14 protein-coding genes are annotated in these 17,438 nt (G+C 49.0%); 5 read left to right on the plus strand and 9 right to left on the minus strand.

Features of this window, described 5'->3' with window-relative positions; all coding sequences use genetic code 11:
* Positions 1–8: 8 nt before the first annotated feature.
* A complete protein-coding gene (locus tag OGY37_RS18335; protein ID WP_286621471.1) occupies positions 9–1,241 on the minus strand; it encodes a GGDEF domain-containing protein in 1,233 nt (410 codons plus the stop codon).
* 68 nt (positions 1,242–1,309) lie between these two features.
* Positions 1,310–3,424: a putative bifunctional diguanylate cyclase/phosphodiesterase gene (locus OGY37_RS18340; protein WP_126319805.1), complete on the minus strand. Its 2,115-nt coding sequence runs from the start codon at positions 3,422–3,424 to the stop codon at positions 1,310–1,312.
* Between the two features lie 411 nt (positions 3,425–3,835).
* Between OGY37_RS18340 and OGY37_RS18345 the strand changes: the two genes are divergently transcribed.
* From OGY37_RS18345 to dbpA, 4 genes are all read left to right on the plus strand, one after another.
* The gene (locus OGY37_RS18345) at positions 3,836–4,945 is read left to right on the plus strand and encodes a methyl-accepting chemotaxis protein (protein ID WP_126317932.1); all 1,110 of its coding nucleotides are present in this window, start codon (positions 3,836–3,838) and stop codon (positions 4,943–4,945) included.
* A 154-nt stretch (positions 4,946–5,099) separates the two neighbouring features.
* On the plus strand, positions 5,100–6,083 hold the full coding sequence (gene zntB, locus OGY37_RS18350; protein ID WP_032943570.1) for a zinc transporter ZntB: 984 nt from the start codon (positions 5,100–5,102) through the stop codon (positions 6,081–6,083).
* Positions 6,084–6,358: 275 nt separating this feature from the next.
* Positions 6,359–6,526, plus strand: coding sequence for a proline-rich small protein YnaL (gene ynaL / locus OGY37_RS18355; protein WP_003833213.1), 168 nt, complete (start codon positions 6,359–6,361; stop codon positions 6,524–6,526).
* Positions 6,527–6,554: 28 nt separating this feature from the next.
* Complete coding sequence (gene dbpA, locus OGY37_RS18360; RefSeq protein ID WP_191222550.1) at positions 6,555–7,928, plus strand: ATP-dependent RNA helicase DbpA; 1,374 nt, start codon at positions 6,555–6,557, stop codon at positions 7,926–7,928.
* Between the two features lie 78 nt (positions 7,929–8,006).
* On the opposite strand, the gene ttcA is transcribed toward dbpA, so the two are convergent.
* The 5 genes from ttcA to nifJ form a co-directional block, all read right to left on the minus strand.
* Entirely contained in the window at positions 8,007–8,942 is a 936-nt protein-coding gene (gene ttcA, locus OGY37_RS18365; protein WP_003833209.1) for a tRNA 2-thiocytidine(32) synthetase TtcA, read from the minus strand.
* A 198-nt stretch (positions 8,943–9,140) separates the two neighbouring features.
* A complete protein-coding gene (gene uspF, locus OGY37_RS18370) occupies positions 9,141–9,575 on the minus strand; it encodes a universal stress protein UspF (RefSeq protein ID WP_003833207.1) in 435 nt (144 codons plus the stop codon).
* Between the two features lie 81 nt (positions 9,576–9,656).
* On the minus strand, positions 9,657–9,869 hold the full coding sequence (locus OGY37_RS18375) for a KTSC domain-containing protein (RefSeq protein WP_123267264.1): 213 nt from the start codon (positions 9,867–9,869) through the stop codon (positions 9,657–9,659).
* Positions 9,870–10,014: 145 nt separating this feature from the next.
* Positions 10,015–11,166, minus strand: a complete 1,152-nt coding sequence (gene ompC, locus OGY37_RS18380; protein WP_126317938.1) for a porin OmpC — start codon at positions 11,164–11,166, stop codon at positions 10,015–10,017.
* Positions 11,167–11,532: 366 nt separating this feature from the next.
* On the minus strand, positions 11,533–15,057 hold the full coding sequence (gene nifJ, locus OGY37_RS18385) for a pyruvate:ferredoxin (flavodoxin) oxidoreductase (RefSeq protein ID WP_286621480.1): 3,525 nt from the start codon (positions 15,055–15,057) through the stop codon (positions 11,533–11,535).
* A gap of 275 nt (positions 15,058–15,332) precedes the next feature.
* On the opposite strand from nifJ, the gene OGY37_RS18390 reads away from it, so the two are divergent.
* The gene (locus tag OGY37_RS18390; protein WP_003833199.1) at positions 15,333–15,599 is read left to right on the plus strand and encodes a putative hemolysin; all 267 of its coding nucleotides are present in this window, start codon (positions 15,333–15,335) and stop codon (positions 15,597–15,599) included.
* 13 nt (positions 15,600–15,612) lie between these two features.
* Here the strand turns inward: OGY37_RS18390 and hslJ are convergent, their stop codons facing one another.
* Both hslJ and ldhA read right to left on the minus strand, forming a co-directional pair.
* On the minus strand, positions 15,613–16,032 hold the full coding sequence (hslJ, locus tag OGY37_RS18395) for a heat shock protein HslJ (protein WP_286621483.1): 420 nt from the start codon (positions 16,030–16,032) through the stop codon (positions 15,613–15,615).
* A 112-nt stretch (positions 16,033–16,144) separates the two neighbouring features.
* A complete protein-coding gene (ldhA, locus tag OGY37_RS18400; RefSeq protein ID WP_126317941.1) occupies positions 16,145–17,134 on the minus strand; it encodes a D-lactate dehydrogenase in 990 nt (329 codons plus the stop codon).
* Between the last annotated feature and the right edge of the window lie 304 nt (positions 17,135–17,438).

Raw genomic sequence — 17,438 nt, forward strand, 5'->3', positions numbered from 1 at the left:
CGTAAACATCAGGCGGCCAGCACTCTGTTCCTGCCTTCGTTCTTGGCTTTGTACAACGCGTCGTCAACGCGTTTGAATAACTCATCGATGCTTTCATTTGTTTCGTGCCGAGCTACGCCAATGCTGACGGTAAAGCGGGGAAGGCCAGGGAGAGTCACTTTGGCCACCGTCGCCCGTATCACTTCTGCGAGATTGAGGGCAGTGTCCAACGAGGTTCGCGGCAGTAGCAGCACAAATTCTTCACCTCCCCAGCGAAAAATCAGATCGTCCTTTCTCGCACAAGATTCCAGTGTGCGTGTCAGAGCGCAAAGTACCTCATCACCTTTTAAATGACCAAAAAGATCGTTAATGCTTTTAAAGCGATCGGTGTCGATCAACAGCAGGCTGTAATCCTGTGTCAGTGACATCGCGTGGGTCTGTTCCGGCTCGGTTACCTGATAAAAATGTCGGCGGTTAAGCAATCCCGTTAAGGCGTCACGCAGGGCCGCACGCTCAAGCTCCTGTTCCAGCCGCTTTTGCTCGGTAATATCATGAATAATGCACAACATGAGCTTATTACCGTAGATTTCGATTGGCCCGGCGTAGGTTTGTACGTGACGGGAGGTGCCGTCTGCCAGTTTATGCACAAAATGCAAAGGTTTATGGCCACCGGGAAGATGGGCGATTTCATGCATCACCGGGAGTATATGACGGCCTAGTGTATTGATTTCCCATGTATGTTTCTGGCACATCGTATCATGGCTATAGCCATAAAAATTTAGCGCGCTGAGATTTGCATCGACGATCAGCCCATCACGGGACGGATCGATAAGCAACATTGGTGCCGAGTTGGTCTGGAAAAAACGCGCGTAAAATCCCTGTTTTTTTCGCTGATAATTCGCTGAACGGCTCGCTTTCAGACCTTGCGAAGTCGGTGTTTCAATGCCTTCGAAAAGAATGACGTCACCTGATTCCGGCAGAGAGCGGATGGACAGGCGACATGCCATTGCGACGGCTTCACCTTCGCGGCAAACCGTAAGGATTTCCACAATATCGTGATGATTTCTCAAATCGCTGAGATACATGGTTAAATCATTCTGGGCATGAGTTGAAAATATACCCTTGCGGAGTAGAGAAAAGCAGGGGGCCTGCATCAGTTCCCGTGCAACGGTATTTGCGAACACCAGTTCTTCGGTATGCGGCGAAACAATCCACACCGGCAGGGTTAATAAATCCAGTGAATGCAGCTCGGTTGTGCTCATCGATAATCCCGTTATCTTTATCTGCTGTGTTGCCCGTTTAATGGCATCTGTTTTTTTATATTACAGTCTCATAATGTTATTGATTGTTGAGGAGATAAAGACTGTACGATTCGCTGTTGCTTAATGTTGCTTTCCGTTGGAATCAATTCATGGATCTGATGCGCAGGCAACGGTTTTGCAAACAAGAAACCTTGCAGCACGCCACATCCCATCTGGGTCAGGAGTATTTCCTGCTCCTGGGTCTCTATTCCTTCAGCCACCACTTGCATATTCATGGAGTGGGCTATGTCAATAATAGTAGACACAATCTTTGTATTTTTGCTGTTCTCGTTGATATCTTTAACAAATACTCTGTCAATTTTTAATTCCCGTGCCGGAAGAGACTTTAACATCAATATATTTGAATAACCGGTACCGAAATCATCAATAGAAACGGTGATCCCTAAAGCTGAAAATGCATTCAAGACTTCAGCGCTACGTTTTAAATTTTTAAGCGCTGTACTTTCAGTCAGTTCCAGCGTGAGATATGCAGGTGATAGTTGATATTGTGCAAGGGCGCTGCAAACCACATCAACGATATCATGTTGTTCAAACTGGGAAGGGGAAAGATTAACGGCGAGGGTCCATTCCGCATGGCCCTGTAACTTCCATTGATGTAACTGCTGGCATGCCTGCTGGATAACCCATTTCCCGACCGGAATGATAAGACCTGTTTCTTCCAGCGCAGGCAGAAACTCTGCGGGTAACAGCATGCCGCGTTCCGGGTGATGCCAGCGTAATAACGCTTCAAAACCGGTCAGGGAATGATCTCCGGCGGTGTATTTGGGTTGGTACCAAAGCTCAAATTGATCGTGTTCCAGTGCTTGTGACAGTTCCTGTAAAAATGTCGGCGGTGTATCGGCGATAGCTTCCATTTCCGGGCTATAAATAGCCCAACCGTTTCTGCCAGCCTGTTTGACATGATACATCGCCATATCAGCCTTTACTTTTAACTCATGCAATGTGGAACCATGTTCAGGATAAATACTGCTTCCCGCACTTAACGAAACCCGAATGGTATACCCAAACAGCGTGAAAGGATCGCCAATCGCAGCCGCAATCCGGGTCAGCAGAGCGGTGATAGCCTCTTTATTACAGTCAGGAACCAGAAGAATAAACTCATCTCCCCCCAGCCTCGCCAGCGTCATGGTGTCATCAAGGCAGCTGTAGATTCGCTGCGTACTGGCGATCAGCAACTGATCGCCGATGTGATGTCCCCAGGTATCGTTAACGACTTTGAAGCGATCGAGGTCGATGAATACCAGAGCAAATTGATGCTGATGCAGTTTGGAATGTTGCAGACAGGCCTGTAAGCAGGCATCTATTTGTGTGCGATTGGCAAGTCCGGTCAGTGCATCGAAGTGGACCTGATGCTCAAGCTGGCAGTTAAGTTGATGTAGGTTGTCAGCCAGTCGGGAGGTACGCAGTTGCGAATCCACCATCGACACCACCAACATGATACCCAAAATAACCAGCGTGACGGCGCAGACCCAGACAGAGAGTTCCAGCGAGCTGAGTCCATCGTGTGCAGTGTGTCCAAAATGGGTGAACGTTGCCGCTCCCATCCCGGTGTAATGCATAGAGGCAATCGCCAGCGCCATAATAAGGGCGGCGACAAGCCGGTTGATCAGGGCGCGACGGGTATTTTGGCGCAAATGAAAAGCCAGCCACAAACCCACACCAGATGCAACGATGGCAATCATTACTGAGAGCAGTATCAGCGAATGACTCCATAGGATGGCAACATGCTCAATGATGGCATACATGCCAACGTAGTGCATGGTGACGACACCGGCGCTTAATATTCCCGTGGCAACGACTAATCGTTTTGTTGAAAGCGTATTACCGGAAATGGCGATATTAATGGCGAGAGTTGCAGAAATGAGCGCAATAAAGAAAGAAAATGCCGTGAGCGAAAAATGGTAATTGATCGGCATACTCATTTTCATGGCCAGCATACCGATAAAATGCATCGACCAAATACCCATCCCTAGCGTAGCCCCGCCAGACAACCGCCAGAAGGTAGATTCTCGTCGGTTGGATATCGCCACCTTGCCTGCACTATCGAGAGCAATAAAAGAGGCAATAAACGCGACCACAAAGGAAATCCCAATCAATACAGGGTCCCATGACACGTTCAACATCATACTACCTATCGAAAAAAGGCCGTGGTAATAAATCTAGCAGGTTTTGTCCAGTTAACATGATAAAACCAGGAATGTTCTTGTGTTTTTACACAGGTATTAGAGGGAGCAGGGCGATAGTGAAAATAACGAACCATTACTTATATAAACATTCACCAAATTTATAGTTCTGTGCGTTTTATGCTCTCTATGTGCTTGTCATCACAATAATCTGATGCCTGGCGTCATCACAGTAACTTGATGGGATAAAATACTGAACTAATAGAAATAAAAGGTGTAATTTATCGCCTTAAGTAAAAGGGCTGCAGACTCTCATTGAAAGTACAGCTTTCGTCGCAGAGCAATGGCATTCTGCATTGCAGGTGCTATAAAAAATAATATCTACGTAATTTCTTTGTGAACAGGCCTAAAATGTTAAATGATATTAGCGTCAGAACCTTTATTATTTTATTTCTGCTGATTACGGCAGTTGCTCTCAATATTGTTGAATTGATTTTTTCGGCCACTCCGGAAATTATAATTGGTACAAATGCGGTAAGCGTTATTTCTATATTATGCTTGTGGTGGTACATGACGAAATATCTGGTCATGCCGATCAATACGGTTAAAAGAAGCATTGAAGAAGTGACATCTGGGAATCTGGCGATCAGTATTCCAGAGTTTGGTAATAATTGTGCGGGTAGACTAATACCGGGCATCAATAGTTTATCGAGTAATATTTCAACACTCGTTAATGAGATCAGAACATCCTCGCAAACGGCGATGGCGCTCTCTGAACAGCTTGCGGAACGCAGCGCTGCGCTTTCAGTGAAAACGGAACAACAATCCGGAGCATTGATGCAAACAGCTGCTAATATGGATGAAATAGCCGTTAATACGCGAAATAATGCTGACAACACGCAAATCGCCAGCGTCCAGGCAACAGTTGCCACGCAATGCGCCATTCAGGGTGGAGAATTAATGGTGCAGGTTGCAACAAATATGCGATCAATCACCGAATGTGCCCAGCAGATGACGGAAATTATTACGCTGATCGATGGTATCGCATTCCAGACAAATATTCTGGCATTGAATGCTGCCGTGGAAGCGGCGAGGGCCGGTGAACATGGCAAAGGTTTTTCCGTGGTGGCCGGTGAGGTAAGAATGCTTGCACACCGTAGTGCAGATGCTGCTAAGAATATTAAGCAACTGATTGCCCAAACCCATCAAAATGTTCAGCAAGGTGCAGCTATTGTCCGTGAAGCAGAAAAAAATATGCATGACATTGTCGGTGGTGCCGGTCAATTAAACCAATTGATGGGCGAGATATTAACCACTACACAGGAGCAGGAGAAAGGAATTATCAGAATTACTCATGCACTGGCCGAACTGGAGAATGTAACCCAAAGTAATGCCATTATGGTTGATGAGCTTTCTGATTCCTCAGGTATCCTGAAAAACCAGGTGATTGATCTCCAGTCGCGAACGCATAAATTTCGCTTAAGTAACACTCTTGAGTCAGAGAGATGGCAGCGGGCTTAACAGGCCATCTAGATGCAAGCGTCGCATTCGTCGGCGCTTTTTGTATTACCTGATACTTTTATGAATCATTTCAGCACAATGGGACAATGAGATATTGCTTAACATATTCTGACGGCTAGACTAACGAAAAAAGCTGAATGATTGTGGAGGCGCTGTGGAAGCCATTAAGGGAACGGATGTTAATGTGCCGGATGCCGTGTTTGCCTGGCTGTTGGATGGCCGGGGTGGGGTGAAACCCTTGGAAGATAACGATGTTATCGACAGTCAGCATCCCTGTTGGCTACATCTTAATTATACCCATCCTGAAAGCGCGCAATGGCTGGCGACAACGCCTTTACTTCCCAATAATGTGCGTGATGCGCTGGCAGGCGAAAGTACGCGTCCACGCGTCAGCAGAGTCGGGGAAGGTACGTTGATTACACTGCGCTGTATCAACGGCAGCACCGATGAGCGACCTGACCAACTGGTGGCGATGCGTTTATATATGGATGAACGTCTGATTGTCTCAACCCGCCAGCGCAAAGTGCTGGCGCTGGATGATGTGGTCAGCGATCTCCAGGAAGGAACGGGACCGGCTGATTGTGGCAGTTGGCTGGTGGATGTTTGTGATGCGCTAACCGACCATGCCAGCGAATTTATCGAACAACTGCACGACAAAATTATCGATCTGGAAGATAACTTGCTCGATCAACAAATTCCCCCACGCGGCTTCCTGGCATTGCTGCGCAAACAGTTGATTGTAATGCGACGTTATATGGCTCCTCAGAGAGATGTTTATGCGCGTCTGGCGAGTGAACGTTTACCCTGGATGACCGACGACCATCGGAGACGGATGCAGGATATCGCTGACAGGCTGGGGAGAGGGCTGGATGAAATAGACGCCTGTATTGCCCGGACCGGTATTATGGCGGATGAAATTGCGCAGGTGATGCAGGAGTCTCTGGCTCGCCGAACGTATACAATGTCATTGATGGCAATGGTTTTTCTTCCCAGCACATTTTTAACCGGGCTTTTCGGCGTCAACCTCGGCGGTATCCCCGGCGGTGGTTGGCAGTTTGGTTTCTCACTCTTTTGTATTCTGTTAGTGGTCCTGATTGGTGGTGTTACTTTATGGTTGCATCGTAGTAAATGGTTGTAACAACAACGTTTTTTAGTGGCTTTTGCGCATGAAAACGTCCTGATTTTTGAGCGAAGTCAATAAACCATCTACCTATTCGGGGCAATATCTCTCTCGCAGGTGAATGCAACGTCAAGCGATGGGCGTTGCGCTCCATATTGTCTTACTTCCTTTTTTGAATTACTGCATAGCACAATTGATTCGTACGACGCCGACTTAGATTAGTCGGCTTTTTTTTGCCTGCAGGAAATCAGCGTCTACCCTAAAAGAGTCAACCTGAATGACTGGAGGGGTATATGACCTGTCTGATTGCAACGTCGCACACTGATTCGCTACCGACTGACCCGGTTCCCATTCCCGACCCCATTCCTCGTCCGCAGCCAATGCCGGATCCGCCGCCGGATGAAGAACCTATTAAATTGTCGCATCACGGGCACAGATCTGCGAGGATACGCGCCTGCTGAATGTGAGTTTTTACCGCGAGATTAAATTGTGACCGCTTTTTCAACCCTGAATGTTTTACCTGCTGCTCAACTCGAGAACCTTAACGAGCTGGGTTATCTTGAAATGACGCCTGTTCAGGCTGCTGCATTACCGGCAATTCTGGCGGGTAAAGATGTTCGCGTGCAGGCTAAAACCGGCAGTGGCAAAACGGCCGCTTTTGGTCTTGGGCTATTACAGCATATTGATGCTGCGCTGTTTCAGACGCAGTCTCTGGTGCTGTGCCCAACGCGAGAGCTTGCCGACCAGGTAGCGGGTGAACTGCGTCGTTTAGCGCGCTTCCTGCCAAACACCAAGATCTTAACGCTGTGCGGTGGGCAACCTTTTGGTGCACAGCGTGACTCCCTGCAACATGCACCACATATTATTGTTGCCACACCGGGTCGTTTGCTTGACCACCTGCAAAAAGGCACCGTTTCTCTGGATGCCCTGAATACGCTGGTTATGGATGAAGCCGACCGCATGCTGGATATGGGCTTTAGCGATGCGATTGATGATGTGATCCGCTTTGCGCCAGCGTCACGTCAGACCCTACTATTTTCCGCAACCTGGCCGGAAGCCATTGCTGCAATCAGTGGCCGGGTACAACAAAATCCATTAACGATTGAAATTGATACAGTCGATGCGTTACCGGCGATTGAACAGCAGTTTTTCGAAACCTCCAGCCACGGAAAAATTCCGCTGCTGCAAAAGCTACTCAGCCAGCATCAACCCGCATCGTGCGTGGTTTTTTGTAACACCAAAAAAGATTGTCAGGCCGTTTGCGATGCACTGAATGCGGCAGGGCAAAGCGCACTGTCATTACATGGCGACCTGGAACAGCGCGATCGCGATCAGACGCTGGTTCGTTTTGCCAACGGTAGCGCGCGCGTGCTGGTCGCAACCGATGTGGCCGCACGTGGCCTGGATATCAAATCACTTGAGCTGGTAGTTAACTTCGAACTGGCGTGGGATCCGGAAGTACATGTCCATCGTATCGGACGTACCGCGCGTGCCGGCAACAGCGGTCTGGCGATTAGCTTCTGTGCGCCGGAAGAAGCGCAGCGTGCCAACATTCTTTCTGAAATGCTGCAACTGAAGCTGAACTGGCTAACTGCGCCAGCTAATGGCTCAGTCCTGCCGCTGGAAGCAGAGATGGCGACGTTATGCATTGATGGCGGTAAAAAAGCGAAAATGCGTCCTGGCGATGTTCTGGGGGCTCTGACCGGCGACATTGGCCTGGATGGCGCCGATATCGGCAAAATTGCCGTTCACCCGGCACACGTTTATGTCGCCGTTCGCCAGAACATAGCGCACAAGGCGTGGAAGCAATTACAAAACGGTAAGATTAAAGGCAAGACTTGCCGGGTTCGGTTACTGAAATAACTGCCCGTTGGGGCGCCTGATGGCGCTCCGCTTATCAGGCCTACAGGCGCTTATGCACGTTGTAGGCCTGACAGACGCTTACTTCACTTCCACCACGTTCAGGCGTAACTCATCCAGTTGAGCATCATCTTCTTCTGGCTGCCAGCCCGCCGGCTGCAGCGGGATCTCTTCACGATCGAACGCTAAATCACCGCCGTCCACAACTTCTGAACCGTGCTTAATGCCTTTAAAATCGAACAGATTGATATCGCTCAGATGGGAAGGTACAACGTTCTGCATCGCACTGAACATAGTTTCAATACGACCTGGATAGCGTTTATCCCAGTCACGCAGCATGTCAGCAATGACCTGACGCTGTAGGTTAGGCTGTGAGCCGCATAGGTTGCACGGAATAATTGGGAAACCTTTCGCTTCGGAGAAACGCTCGATATCTTTCTCACGACAGTAAGCCAGCGGGCGGATCACGATATGCTTACCGTCATCACTCATCAGCTTCGGTGGCATGCCTTTCATTTTCCCGCCGTAGAACATGTTTAAAAACAGCGTTTGCAGGATGTCGTCGCGATGGTGGCCGAGCGCAATCTTGGTGGCTCCTAATTCGGTTGCCGTACGGTACAGAATGCCGCGACGCAGGCGAGAACAGAGTGAGCATGTCGTTTTGCCTTCAGGGATTTTATCTTTGACGATCCCGTAAGTGTTTTCTTCGACAATCTTGTACTCAACGCCCAGCTGTTCCAGATACTCCGGCAGAATGTGCTCGGGGAAGCCGGGTTGTTTTTGATCGAGGTTAACCGCAACTAAGGAAAAACTGATCGGGGCGCTTTGCTGCAAATTACGCAGGATCTCCAGCATGGTATAGCTGTCTTTCCCGCCGGAAAGACACACCATAATGCGATCGCCGTCTTCGATCATATTGAAGTCGGCAATGGCTTCGCCGACGTTACGACGCAGACGTTTTTGCAATTTGTTCAGGTTGTATTGTTCTTTCTTACTAATATCTTGATTTTGCGACATTTAATAGAGGCTCAATTCATAGTGTGGCATCAGAAGAGTATGCATCACGCCGGATCGTCCGGCAAAAGAAGTCTGATATAAAAACTGTGGCGTGTATGGTACGGATAAGCGGGAAAAATGTCAGCACATTTAGGGCAGGAATTGTGGGAGATAAGAGGTAGAAACAAAAAGCCCGCAACAATGTGCGGGCCAGACAGTTTAGCGGACTACCAGTACCGAACACTCCGCATGACGCACCACGGCTGCGGCGTTAGAGCCCAGCAGGTAGGTGGTGATGTCAGGTCGGTGTGAGGCAATAATGACCATATCGGCCGGTAATTTTTTGGCGATCTCAAGAATCTTGTCTTTCGGCGCACCTTCTGCGACATGAACGTGCACTCTGTCCGTTGGGATATTGAACTTCTTGATAATCTCTTCCAGTTGAGATTTTGCTTCGGCTTTCAGATCGTCCATGGCCGGTAACTCTGCCGAGTAGGCCAGTCCCAGGGAAGCGTAATAAGGCAAGGACGGAATGACGGTCAAAAAATGAACCTGCGCATCGTCAATCTTTGCTTCTGCTTCAACATGGGCAATAACGCGTTGAGTTAATTCTGAGTCTGAAATATCGATGGGTACAAGAATCGTTCTGTTCATAAAACCTCCTGTTTAAGTATCCAAGTAAAGCTTACCGCGTAATGGCACTTTATGTACAATGACAACGATCACATTTTGGCATCACTTTATTTTGATTTCAGGAAATTTGCCTTTTATTACCCCATCGTAAAATCGGCCTTTAGAGACCACGATCAGGAAATCACGAAAAATACGGGCAGGGACCTGTTGATATTGCAGGGTAGCCAACTGATGGAAGCGAATTTCTAGCGTGCGGGAGGATTCGTCATAGCCGACGGATGCAATACGGGATGATTTTACAGGATGATGATTCATTGCAGGTATCCTCTACTGCAGACCTTAATGCAAGATATCATCTATCAGAGATGTGTTTTAGCGCAACAGATATAATGTTTTGATCTGGATAAAACAGAATTGTTAGAACATAAAGAGAGCCCGCTGTTGCCAGCGGGCTGACGGATTAGAACTGGTAAACCATACCCAGTGCTACGATATCATCAGTAGAAATACCGGCATCTTTGTAGAACTGGTCATCTTCGTCCAACAGGTTGATTTTATAATCAACGTAGGTAGAGAAGTTTTTGTTGAAGTAGTATGTTGCACCAACATCAGCATATTTAACCAGATCTTTGTCATCGTTAGCGCCTTTGTAATTCAGATCCTTACCTTTAGACATCAGGAAGGAAACAGCTGGACGCAAACCGAAGTCAAATTGGTACTGTGCAGTAACTTCAAAGTTTTGGGTTTTATTAGCAACACCACCAACATCGCCATCATCAGTTTTACCGTAAGGAGTCATATTACGGGTTTCAGAGTACATGGTTGCCAGGTAGATGTTGTTCGCGTCGTATTTCAGGCCAGCAGTCCACGCATCTGCTTTATCGCCACCGGAAATATTTGGATTGCCTGAATTTGACTGTTCGCTGGTACGATCAGAAGAGGTATAGGCAGCCCCGGCACTAAAGCCCATGCCCATATCATAGGTTGTAGAAATACCGAAACCATCACCGTTATCGTAACGCACATCATCACCAGCATTGCGGTTGTTGGTGCCTACATTTACGTCATTCAAGCTCTGGCTTTCGTTTTTACCCTGATACTGCAACGCAACATTCAGACCATCAACAAGTCCGAAGAAGTCGGTGTTACGATAAGTGGCTACACCATTAGCGCGACCGGTCATGAAGTTATCAGACTGAGTGTAAGAATCGCCACCGAATTCTGGCAGCATATCGGTCCAGCCTTCCACGTCGTACAGTACGCCGTAGTTACGACCATAGTCGAATGAACCATAGTCACCAACTTTAATACCCGCGAATGCCAGACGAGTCCAGGAGTTGCTATTATCGCTCTCAGTAGTGTTAGCCTGAACCTGATATTCCCACTGGCCATAACCGGTGATCATATCGTTAACCTGGGTTTCACCTTTGAAGCCCATACGCATATAAGTCTGATCGCCATCTTTAGACGAATCATCTGAGAAGTAATGCAAACCGTCTACTTTTCCGTAGAGATCTAATTTGTTGCCGTCTTTATTATAAACTTCAGCAGCGTGAGCAGCGCCTGCAGCCAGCAGGGCAGGAATTACGAGAGCCAGTACTTTTCTGTTCATTGAAATAATCCTTTAGTTTTTTTATTAACCTGTGACTACCCATGTAGGGAGTAAAAGCATGCTAAAGGAGAAGTTCCGTAAAGAGATAAATATGAATTGTTACGTCTTAAGTAAAACCTTAAACAAATAATTCTACGGAAATGGTAATAATTGCTATGAATGAATTGATGAAGATATATATAAAATAAAAATTATACAAGTGAATTGTATTGGGCTATTCTGCGCGTGTTATATGCCTTTATTGTCACGCTTTATTTTTCGTTGGTATATTGATGGTAATTATTAATTAGCCAACGAATAAATTGACAAGCCCGAACAACTGTTCGGGCTTTTTTTTGATTCCAGCTTAATGCTGAACGAAAGGTGTTACTCAGTACCGCTCTTTTCTGCTTTACCCGCCAGTTGGGCCAGGAAGTCATAGCGTTTTTGCAAATCAGCTGCGGCGTCTTTCCAAAGTTGTTCTGCAACTTCTGGCTGTTGGGCATTCAGGCGGCGGAAGCGCTGCTCGTTAAGCAATGTTTCAGCCAGCGCGTCTGACGGTGGGCGAGAGTCCAGCGCCAGCGGCAATTTACCGTCGTCTGCACGACGCGGGTCAAAGCGGTATAGCGGCCAGAATCCGGTTGCCGTCAGCTGACGCATCTGATCGTGGCTTAGCGCGAGATCATAGCCATGCTCTTCACATGGGCTATAGGCGATAATCAGCGACGGACCCGGATAGGCTTCCGCTTCCTGGATAGCTTTCACCGTCTGGTTCAACTGGGCGCCCAGGGAAATCTGCGCCACATACACATGTCCGTACATCATCATACTGACGCCCAGATCTTTGCGAGCCTTGCGCTTGCCATGCTCCCCAAACTTGGTAACCGCCCCGAGCGGCGTGGCTTTCGACGCTTGTCCACCCGTGTTGGAGTAACACTGGGTATCCAGTACCAGAATATTGACGTTCTCGGTGAGACTCAGGACGTGATCCAACCCGCCAAAACCAATATCGTAAGCCCAGCCGTCGCCGCCAATCAGCCAGATGGACTTCTCAACCAGCGCATCAGCATCGGTTAACAGTTGCTGTGCACCTTCGACATCTTTCAGATGCTGGCGCAGCGCTGCAACTTGTTCACGACGTACTTCTGGCGTCGCTTCAGCATGCAGGGCATCGTTCAGTTCAGCCGGAATATTATCGGCAAACTGTTCCAGTAACCGCATGACGCGCACACGGTGTTGATCCACCGTCAGACGGAAGCCCAGACCAAACTCGGCGTTATCTTCGAACAGAGAGTTTGCCCACGCAGGTCCACGGCCGTTGGCATCGGTGGTATACGGCGTTGAGGGGAGGTTACCGCCATAAATTGATGAACAGCCGGTCGCGTTAGCGATCAGCATGCGGTCGCCATATAGCTGCGTAAGCAGTTTGATATACGGCGTTTCACCACAGCCAGAACAGGCGCCGGAATATTCAAACAGCGGAGTGATTAACTGCGAGGTACGGATATCAATGCGTTCAAGCTTGCTGCGGTCGATCTCCGGCAGATTGAGGAAGAAGTCATAGTTAACTTTTTCTTCTTCAACATGCTCAAGGCGCGACATCATATTGATGGCCTTGATTTCCGGGTTTTGGCGATCTTTCGCCGGGCAAACTTCGACGCACAGATTACACCCGGTGCAATCCTCTGGTGCAACCTGCAGGACATACTTCTGACCGCGCATATCGCGTGATTTTACATCCAAAGAATGCAGACTGGCAGGGGCGTTTTCCATCGCTTCAGGTGAAACCACTTTGGCGCGGATTGCCGAGTGCGGGCAAGCGGCAACGCAGTGGTTACACTGGGTACACAGCTCTTCCTTCCAGATGGGGATCTCTTCGGCGATATTGCGTTTTTCCCAACGCGTGGTGCCCATTGGCCAGGTGCCGTCTGGCGGCAGCGCGGATACGGGAAGGGCATCACCCAGACCGGCGAGCATTGCCGCGGTGACGGTTTTCACGAAATCAGGTGCGGCATCAGAAACCACCGGTGGGCGGTTTGCGCTGTGCGGATCAACCGGCTGGAGTGCCACTTCGGCGACGGATTCACGCGCCAGAGCCAGAGCCTGCCAGTTACGTTCAACCAGGTCCTGTCCTTTACTGCTGTAACTTTTTGCAATCGCACCCTGCAATTCAGCCAACGCGCTGTCGCCGGGTAAGATTTGTGTCAAATGGAAGAATGCCATTTGCATAACGGTGTTAATACGCGCTGCCAGACCGCATTCGCGAGCGATTTTGGCCGCATTAATCACATAGAAACGGGCCTTCTTCTGATTCAGTACTGCCTGAACTTCCTGCGGCAAACGCGCCCAGACTTCATCCACGTTGTAAGGGGTATTAAGCAGGAAGATACCGCCTGGTTTCAGGCGCTCGGCCATCTGATACTTATCGATAAATTGCAGCTGGTGACAGCCAACAAAATCGGCTTGCGACACCAGATATGCCGATCGAATAGGCTGCTCGCTGACGCGCAGGTGGGAAACCGTCAGACCGCCTGCTTTTTTCGAGTCATAAACGAAATAACCCTGCGCATACCATGGCGTAGAGTTACCAATAATCTTGATATTGTTTTTGGTGGCGGACACGCTACCGTCGCTGCCCAACCCATAAAACAGCGCTTCGAGCTTAGCCGTACCGGGCAGGGTGTTTTCCGGTAACGGTAGCGACAAGTTGGTGACATCATCATAAATGCCGACCGTAAAGCGAGGTTTAGGTTTCGCGCTGCTCAGCTCATTAAAGACCGCCATGACGCACTCTGGACCAAACTCTTTGGAAGAAAGGCCATAACGTTCGCCAATCACGCGCGGTAGCGTTTCTCGCTCACCACAGTTGAAGGCTTCCGCTAACGCGGTCATCACATCCAGATACAACGGTTCTGCCTGTGCGCCGGGCTCTTTGGTGCGATCCAGGACGGCGATGCTGCGTACGGTTTCCGGCAGCGCGCGCAGTAAATGTCTGGCAGAGAATGGACGGAACAGACGTACTTTCAGAACGCCAACTTTCTCGCCACGCGCCAGCAGATCTTCAACGACTTCTTCACAGGTTCCAATCGCCGAGCCCATTAAGATAATGACGCGCTCAGCCTGAGGATGGCCGTAATATTCAAATGGCTGGTACTGGCGACCTGTCGCTGCGGCGAAATCATTCATCGCCTGTTCTACATGATCGTAAACCGCGTTGTACCACGGGTTTGTTGCCTCGCGTGACTGGAAATAGGTGTCCGGGTTCGCAGACGTACCGCGAATAACTGGATGCTCAGGATTAAGCGCCCGAGCGCGATGAGCATCGATTTCCGCCTGCGGCATCAGTCCGAGGATCGTGTCGTCGGCCAGTGGCACAATTTTATTGATTTCATGGGATGTACGGAAACCATCAAAGAAATGAATAAACGGAACCCGGCTTTTCAGGGTAGCTATTTGCGAAATCAGCGCAAAGTCCTGTGCCTCCTGAACGCTGCTGGCACACAGCATCGCACATCCTGTCTGGCGCACCGCCATCACGTCGGAATGATCGCCAAAGATTGATAATGCGTGAGTAGCAATTGTACGAGCCGCAACGTGCAGTACAAACGGGGTCAACTGACCGGCCAGTTTGTACAGCGTTGGGATCATCAGCAACAGGCCCTGCGATGAGGTAAACGACGTAGAGAGCGCACCTGTCTGCAACGCGCCATGAACGGTTGCGATCGCGCCGCCTTCTGACTGCATTTCTACGACGCGAGGGGTATCCCCCCACACGTTCTTAAGCCCGTTCCCGGCCCAGGCATCCGCCTGCTCAGCCATCGTCGAACTGGGCGTAATCGGGTAGATGGCGATAACCTCGCTGGTACGAAATGCGACTGAAGCAACCGCACCATTACCGTCAATTGTGATCATACTGACACCCTTACATTGCGCAAAAAGAGGGACTCGCATAACGGCGGCGAATCCTGGTTGTTATCTTTCTATTTTAGCAAAAGCGCTAAAGAGAGATTTTCGCTTTTGTGTCCTTGGAATAAACAGAATGAATGGTTTGATCAAAGGAGCAGGCAAAAAATTGCCAGAAAATGTAAACAGTGCGCATAAATGCGTATTTTGCCTCTCGACGGCGGTGTTTCCGCTGCCTATTATTTATGGCTGTGTCGTTTGGTTAATATTCAGAGGGGAGTAAGATGCGCGCAGCGTTTTGGGTAGGATGTGCCGCGTTATTATTATCGGCTTGTAGCAGCGAACCTGTTCAGCAGGCAACCGCCGCGCATGTCGCGCCGGGCATGAAGGCAGCAATGTCCAGTTCTGGAGAAGCTAATTGCGCCATGATTGGCGGTTCACTCTCTGTTGCTCGTCAACTGGATGGTTCAGCCATCGGGATGTGTGCGTTACCCAACGGCAAACGCTGTAGTGAGCAGTCGCTTGCCGCCGGAAGTTGTGGTAGCTATTAAGCTCCCGCGTTTCCTACATTAAATCCGCGAGTTTATACGTCAGCGTTTGTTCTGCTGTCGCCAGCGTTAACTGGTCAGCAGTTAGATCGACCTGTGCGCCTTGCTTAAACATTTCGCTGACGATCCCGTCGAGCGCGTTAAGCTGTGGATCGGCGCACATCATACGCGTCATCGCCATATCTTTTACCTTCAACTCACCGTCAGACAGCTTGCCCTGGCCATGGAATTGATTACACATCTTTCCTGATACCGTCATGTTTTCACCAAAACTTAACTCAGGTGGGTTGTTGGTGGCGGTGACGGCTTTACCATTCACGCTTTGCAAAACGAAGCGATGATGCTGCAACTGTTCGCGATTGACGGAAACTTTTCCATTGCTCACACAGCCAGCCATCAGCATGCTGAGCACAATCAACGTGACAACTTTCTTCATTAAATTTCTCTACGTTTGTGACGGGAATACATTCAATATAATAATGATACTGAATGTTTTATCATCGGTGATTGTCTGAAAATGCTCCCCTGGCGTCAGGGGAGCACTGGGATTAGAAGAGGGCGTTTGGACAGGTCTCGCCTTTGGATATTTGTGCCAGATTCTGTAGCGTAGTCTCAGAAATACTGGTCAACGCTTCAGCTGTCAGGAATGCCTGATGACCGGTGAACAACACGTTATGGCAGGCTGACAGACGACGGAACACATCATCCTGAATGACGTCATTAGATTTATCTTCAAAGAACAGATCGCGTTCGTTCTCATACACGTCCATACCCAGAGAACCAATTTTCTGGTTTTTCAGCGCGTCGATAGCGGCTTGTGAGTCGATCAATGCACCACGACTGGTGTTAATGACCATCACGCCATTTTTCATTTGCTCAAAGGCTTCGTGATTGAGCAGATGATAATTCTCCGGTGTTAACGGGCAGTGCAGAGAGATGACATCGGACTCGGCAAACAGCGTTTTAAGATCGACATATTCAACGCCTAACTCCAGCGCAGCAGCGCTCGGGTAAGGATCGAACGCCAGCAGACGCATACCAAAACCTTTCAGGATCCGCAGTGCAGCGATACCGATTTTACCGGTACCGATCACCCCAGCGGTTTTGCCATACATAGTAAAACCGGTCAGCCCCTCAAGAGAGAAGTTGGCATCACGGGTACGCTGATAGGCGCGGTGGATACGGCGATTCAGCGTCATCATCATGCCAATCGCATGCTCTGCGACGGCCTCTGGTGAATAAGCTGGAACACGAACCACCTGCAGACCCAGCTCTTTTGCTGCGTCGAGATCGACGTTATTGAACCCGGCGCAGCGCAGCGCGATATATTTCACGCCATGCTTTTTCAGTTCTTCCAGAACGGGGCGGCTGCCATCGTCGTTGACGAAAATGCACACGGCTTCGCAGCCATTGGCGGTTTTGGCTGTTTTTTCCGTCAACAGAAAGTCAAAGAATTCAAGTTCAAAACCAAAAGCCTCGTTAACCTGCTGCAGATACTTCTTGTCGTACTGTTTTGTACTATAGATGGCGAGTTTCATTAGACTTTCTCCAGTGATTTTGACGTCACATTAATTCAATTCAAATTATTTTACAAAATCTAAAAAGTTATTGATAGTCATAGGCGTAATGAATAATTTCAGCGTATCTGTTGTTAGTGTGGGCAGGTTACACAATTTCAACAACTGGATATTTTTCTATCCAACTCAACACCCGAATATCGCGGCAGGTAAAAAGCCAGCCGAATCACATCCGGACAGCTACGCTTATACAGGTAGCAATTATCGGGAGGGGTTATGCTGACTCACTCTGAAGCAAAACGATGGGCCACCCTAATGCTCAAGG

It is taken from the genome of Citrobacter sp. Cpo030 (assembly GCF_030333005.1).
GTDB classification, from domain to species: Bacteria; Pseudomonadota; Gammaproteobacteria; order Enterobacterales; family Enterobacteriaceae; genus Citrobacter; species Citrobacter portucalensis.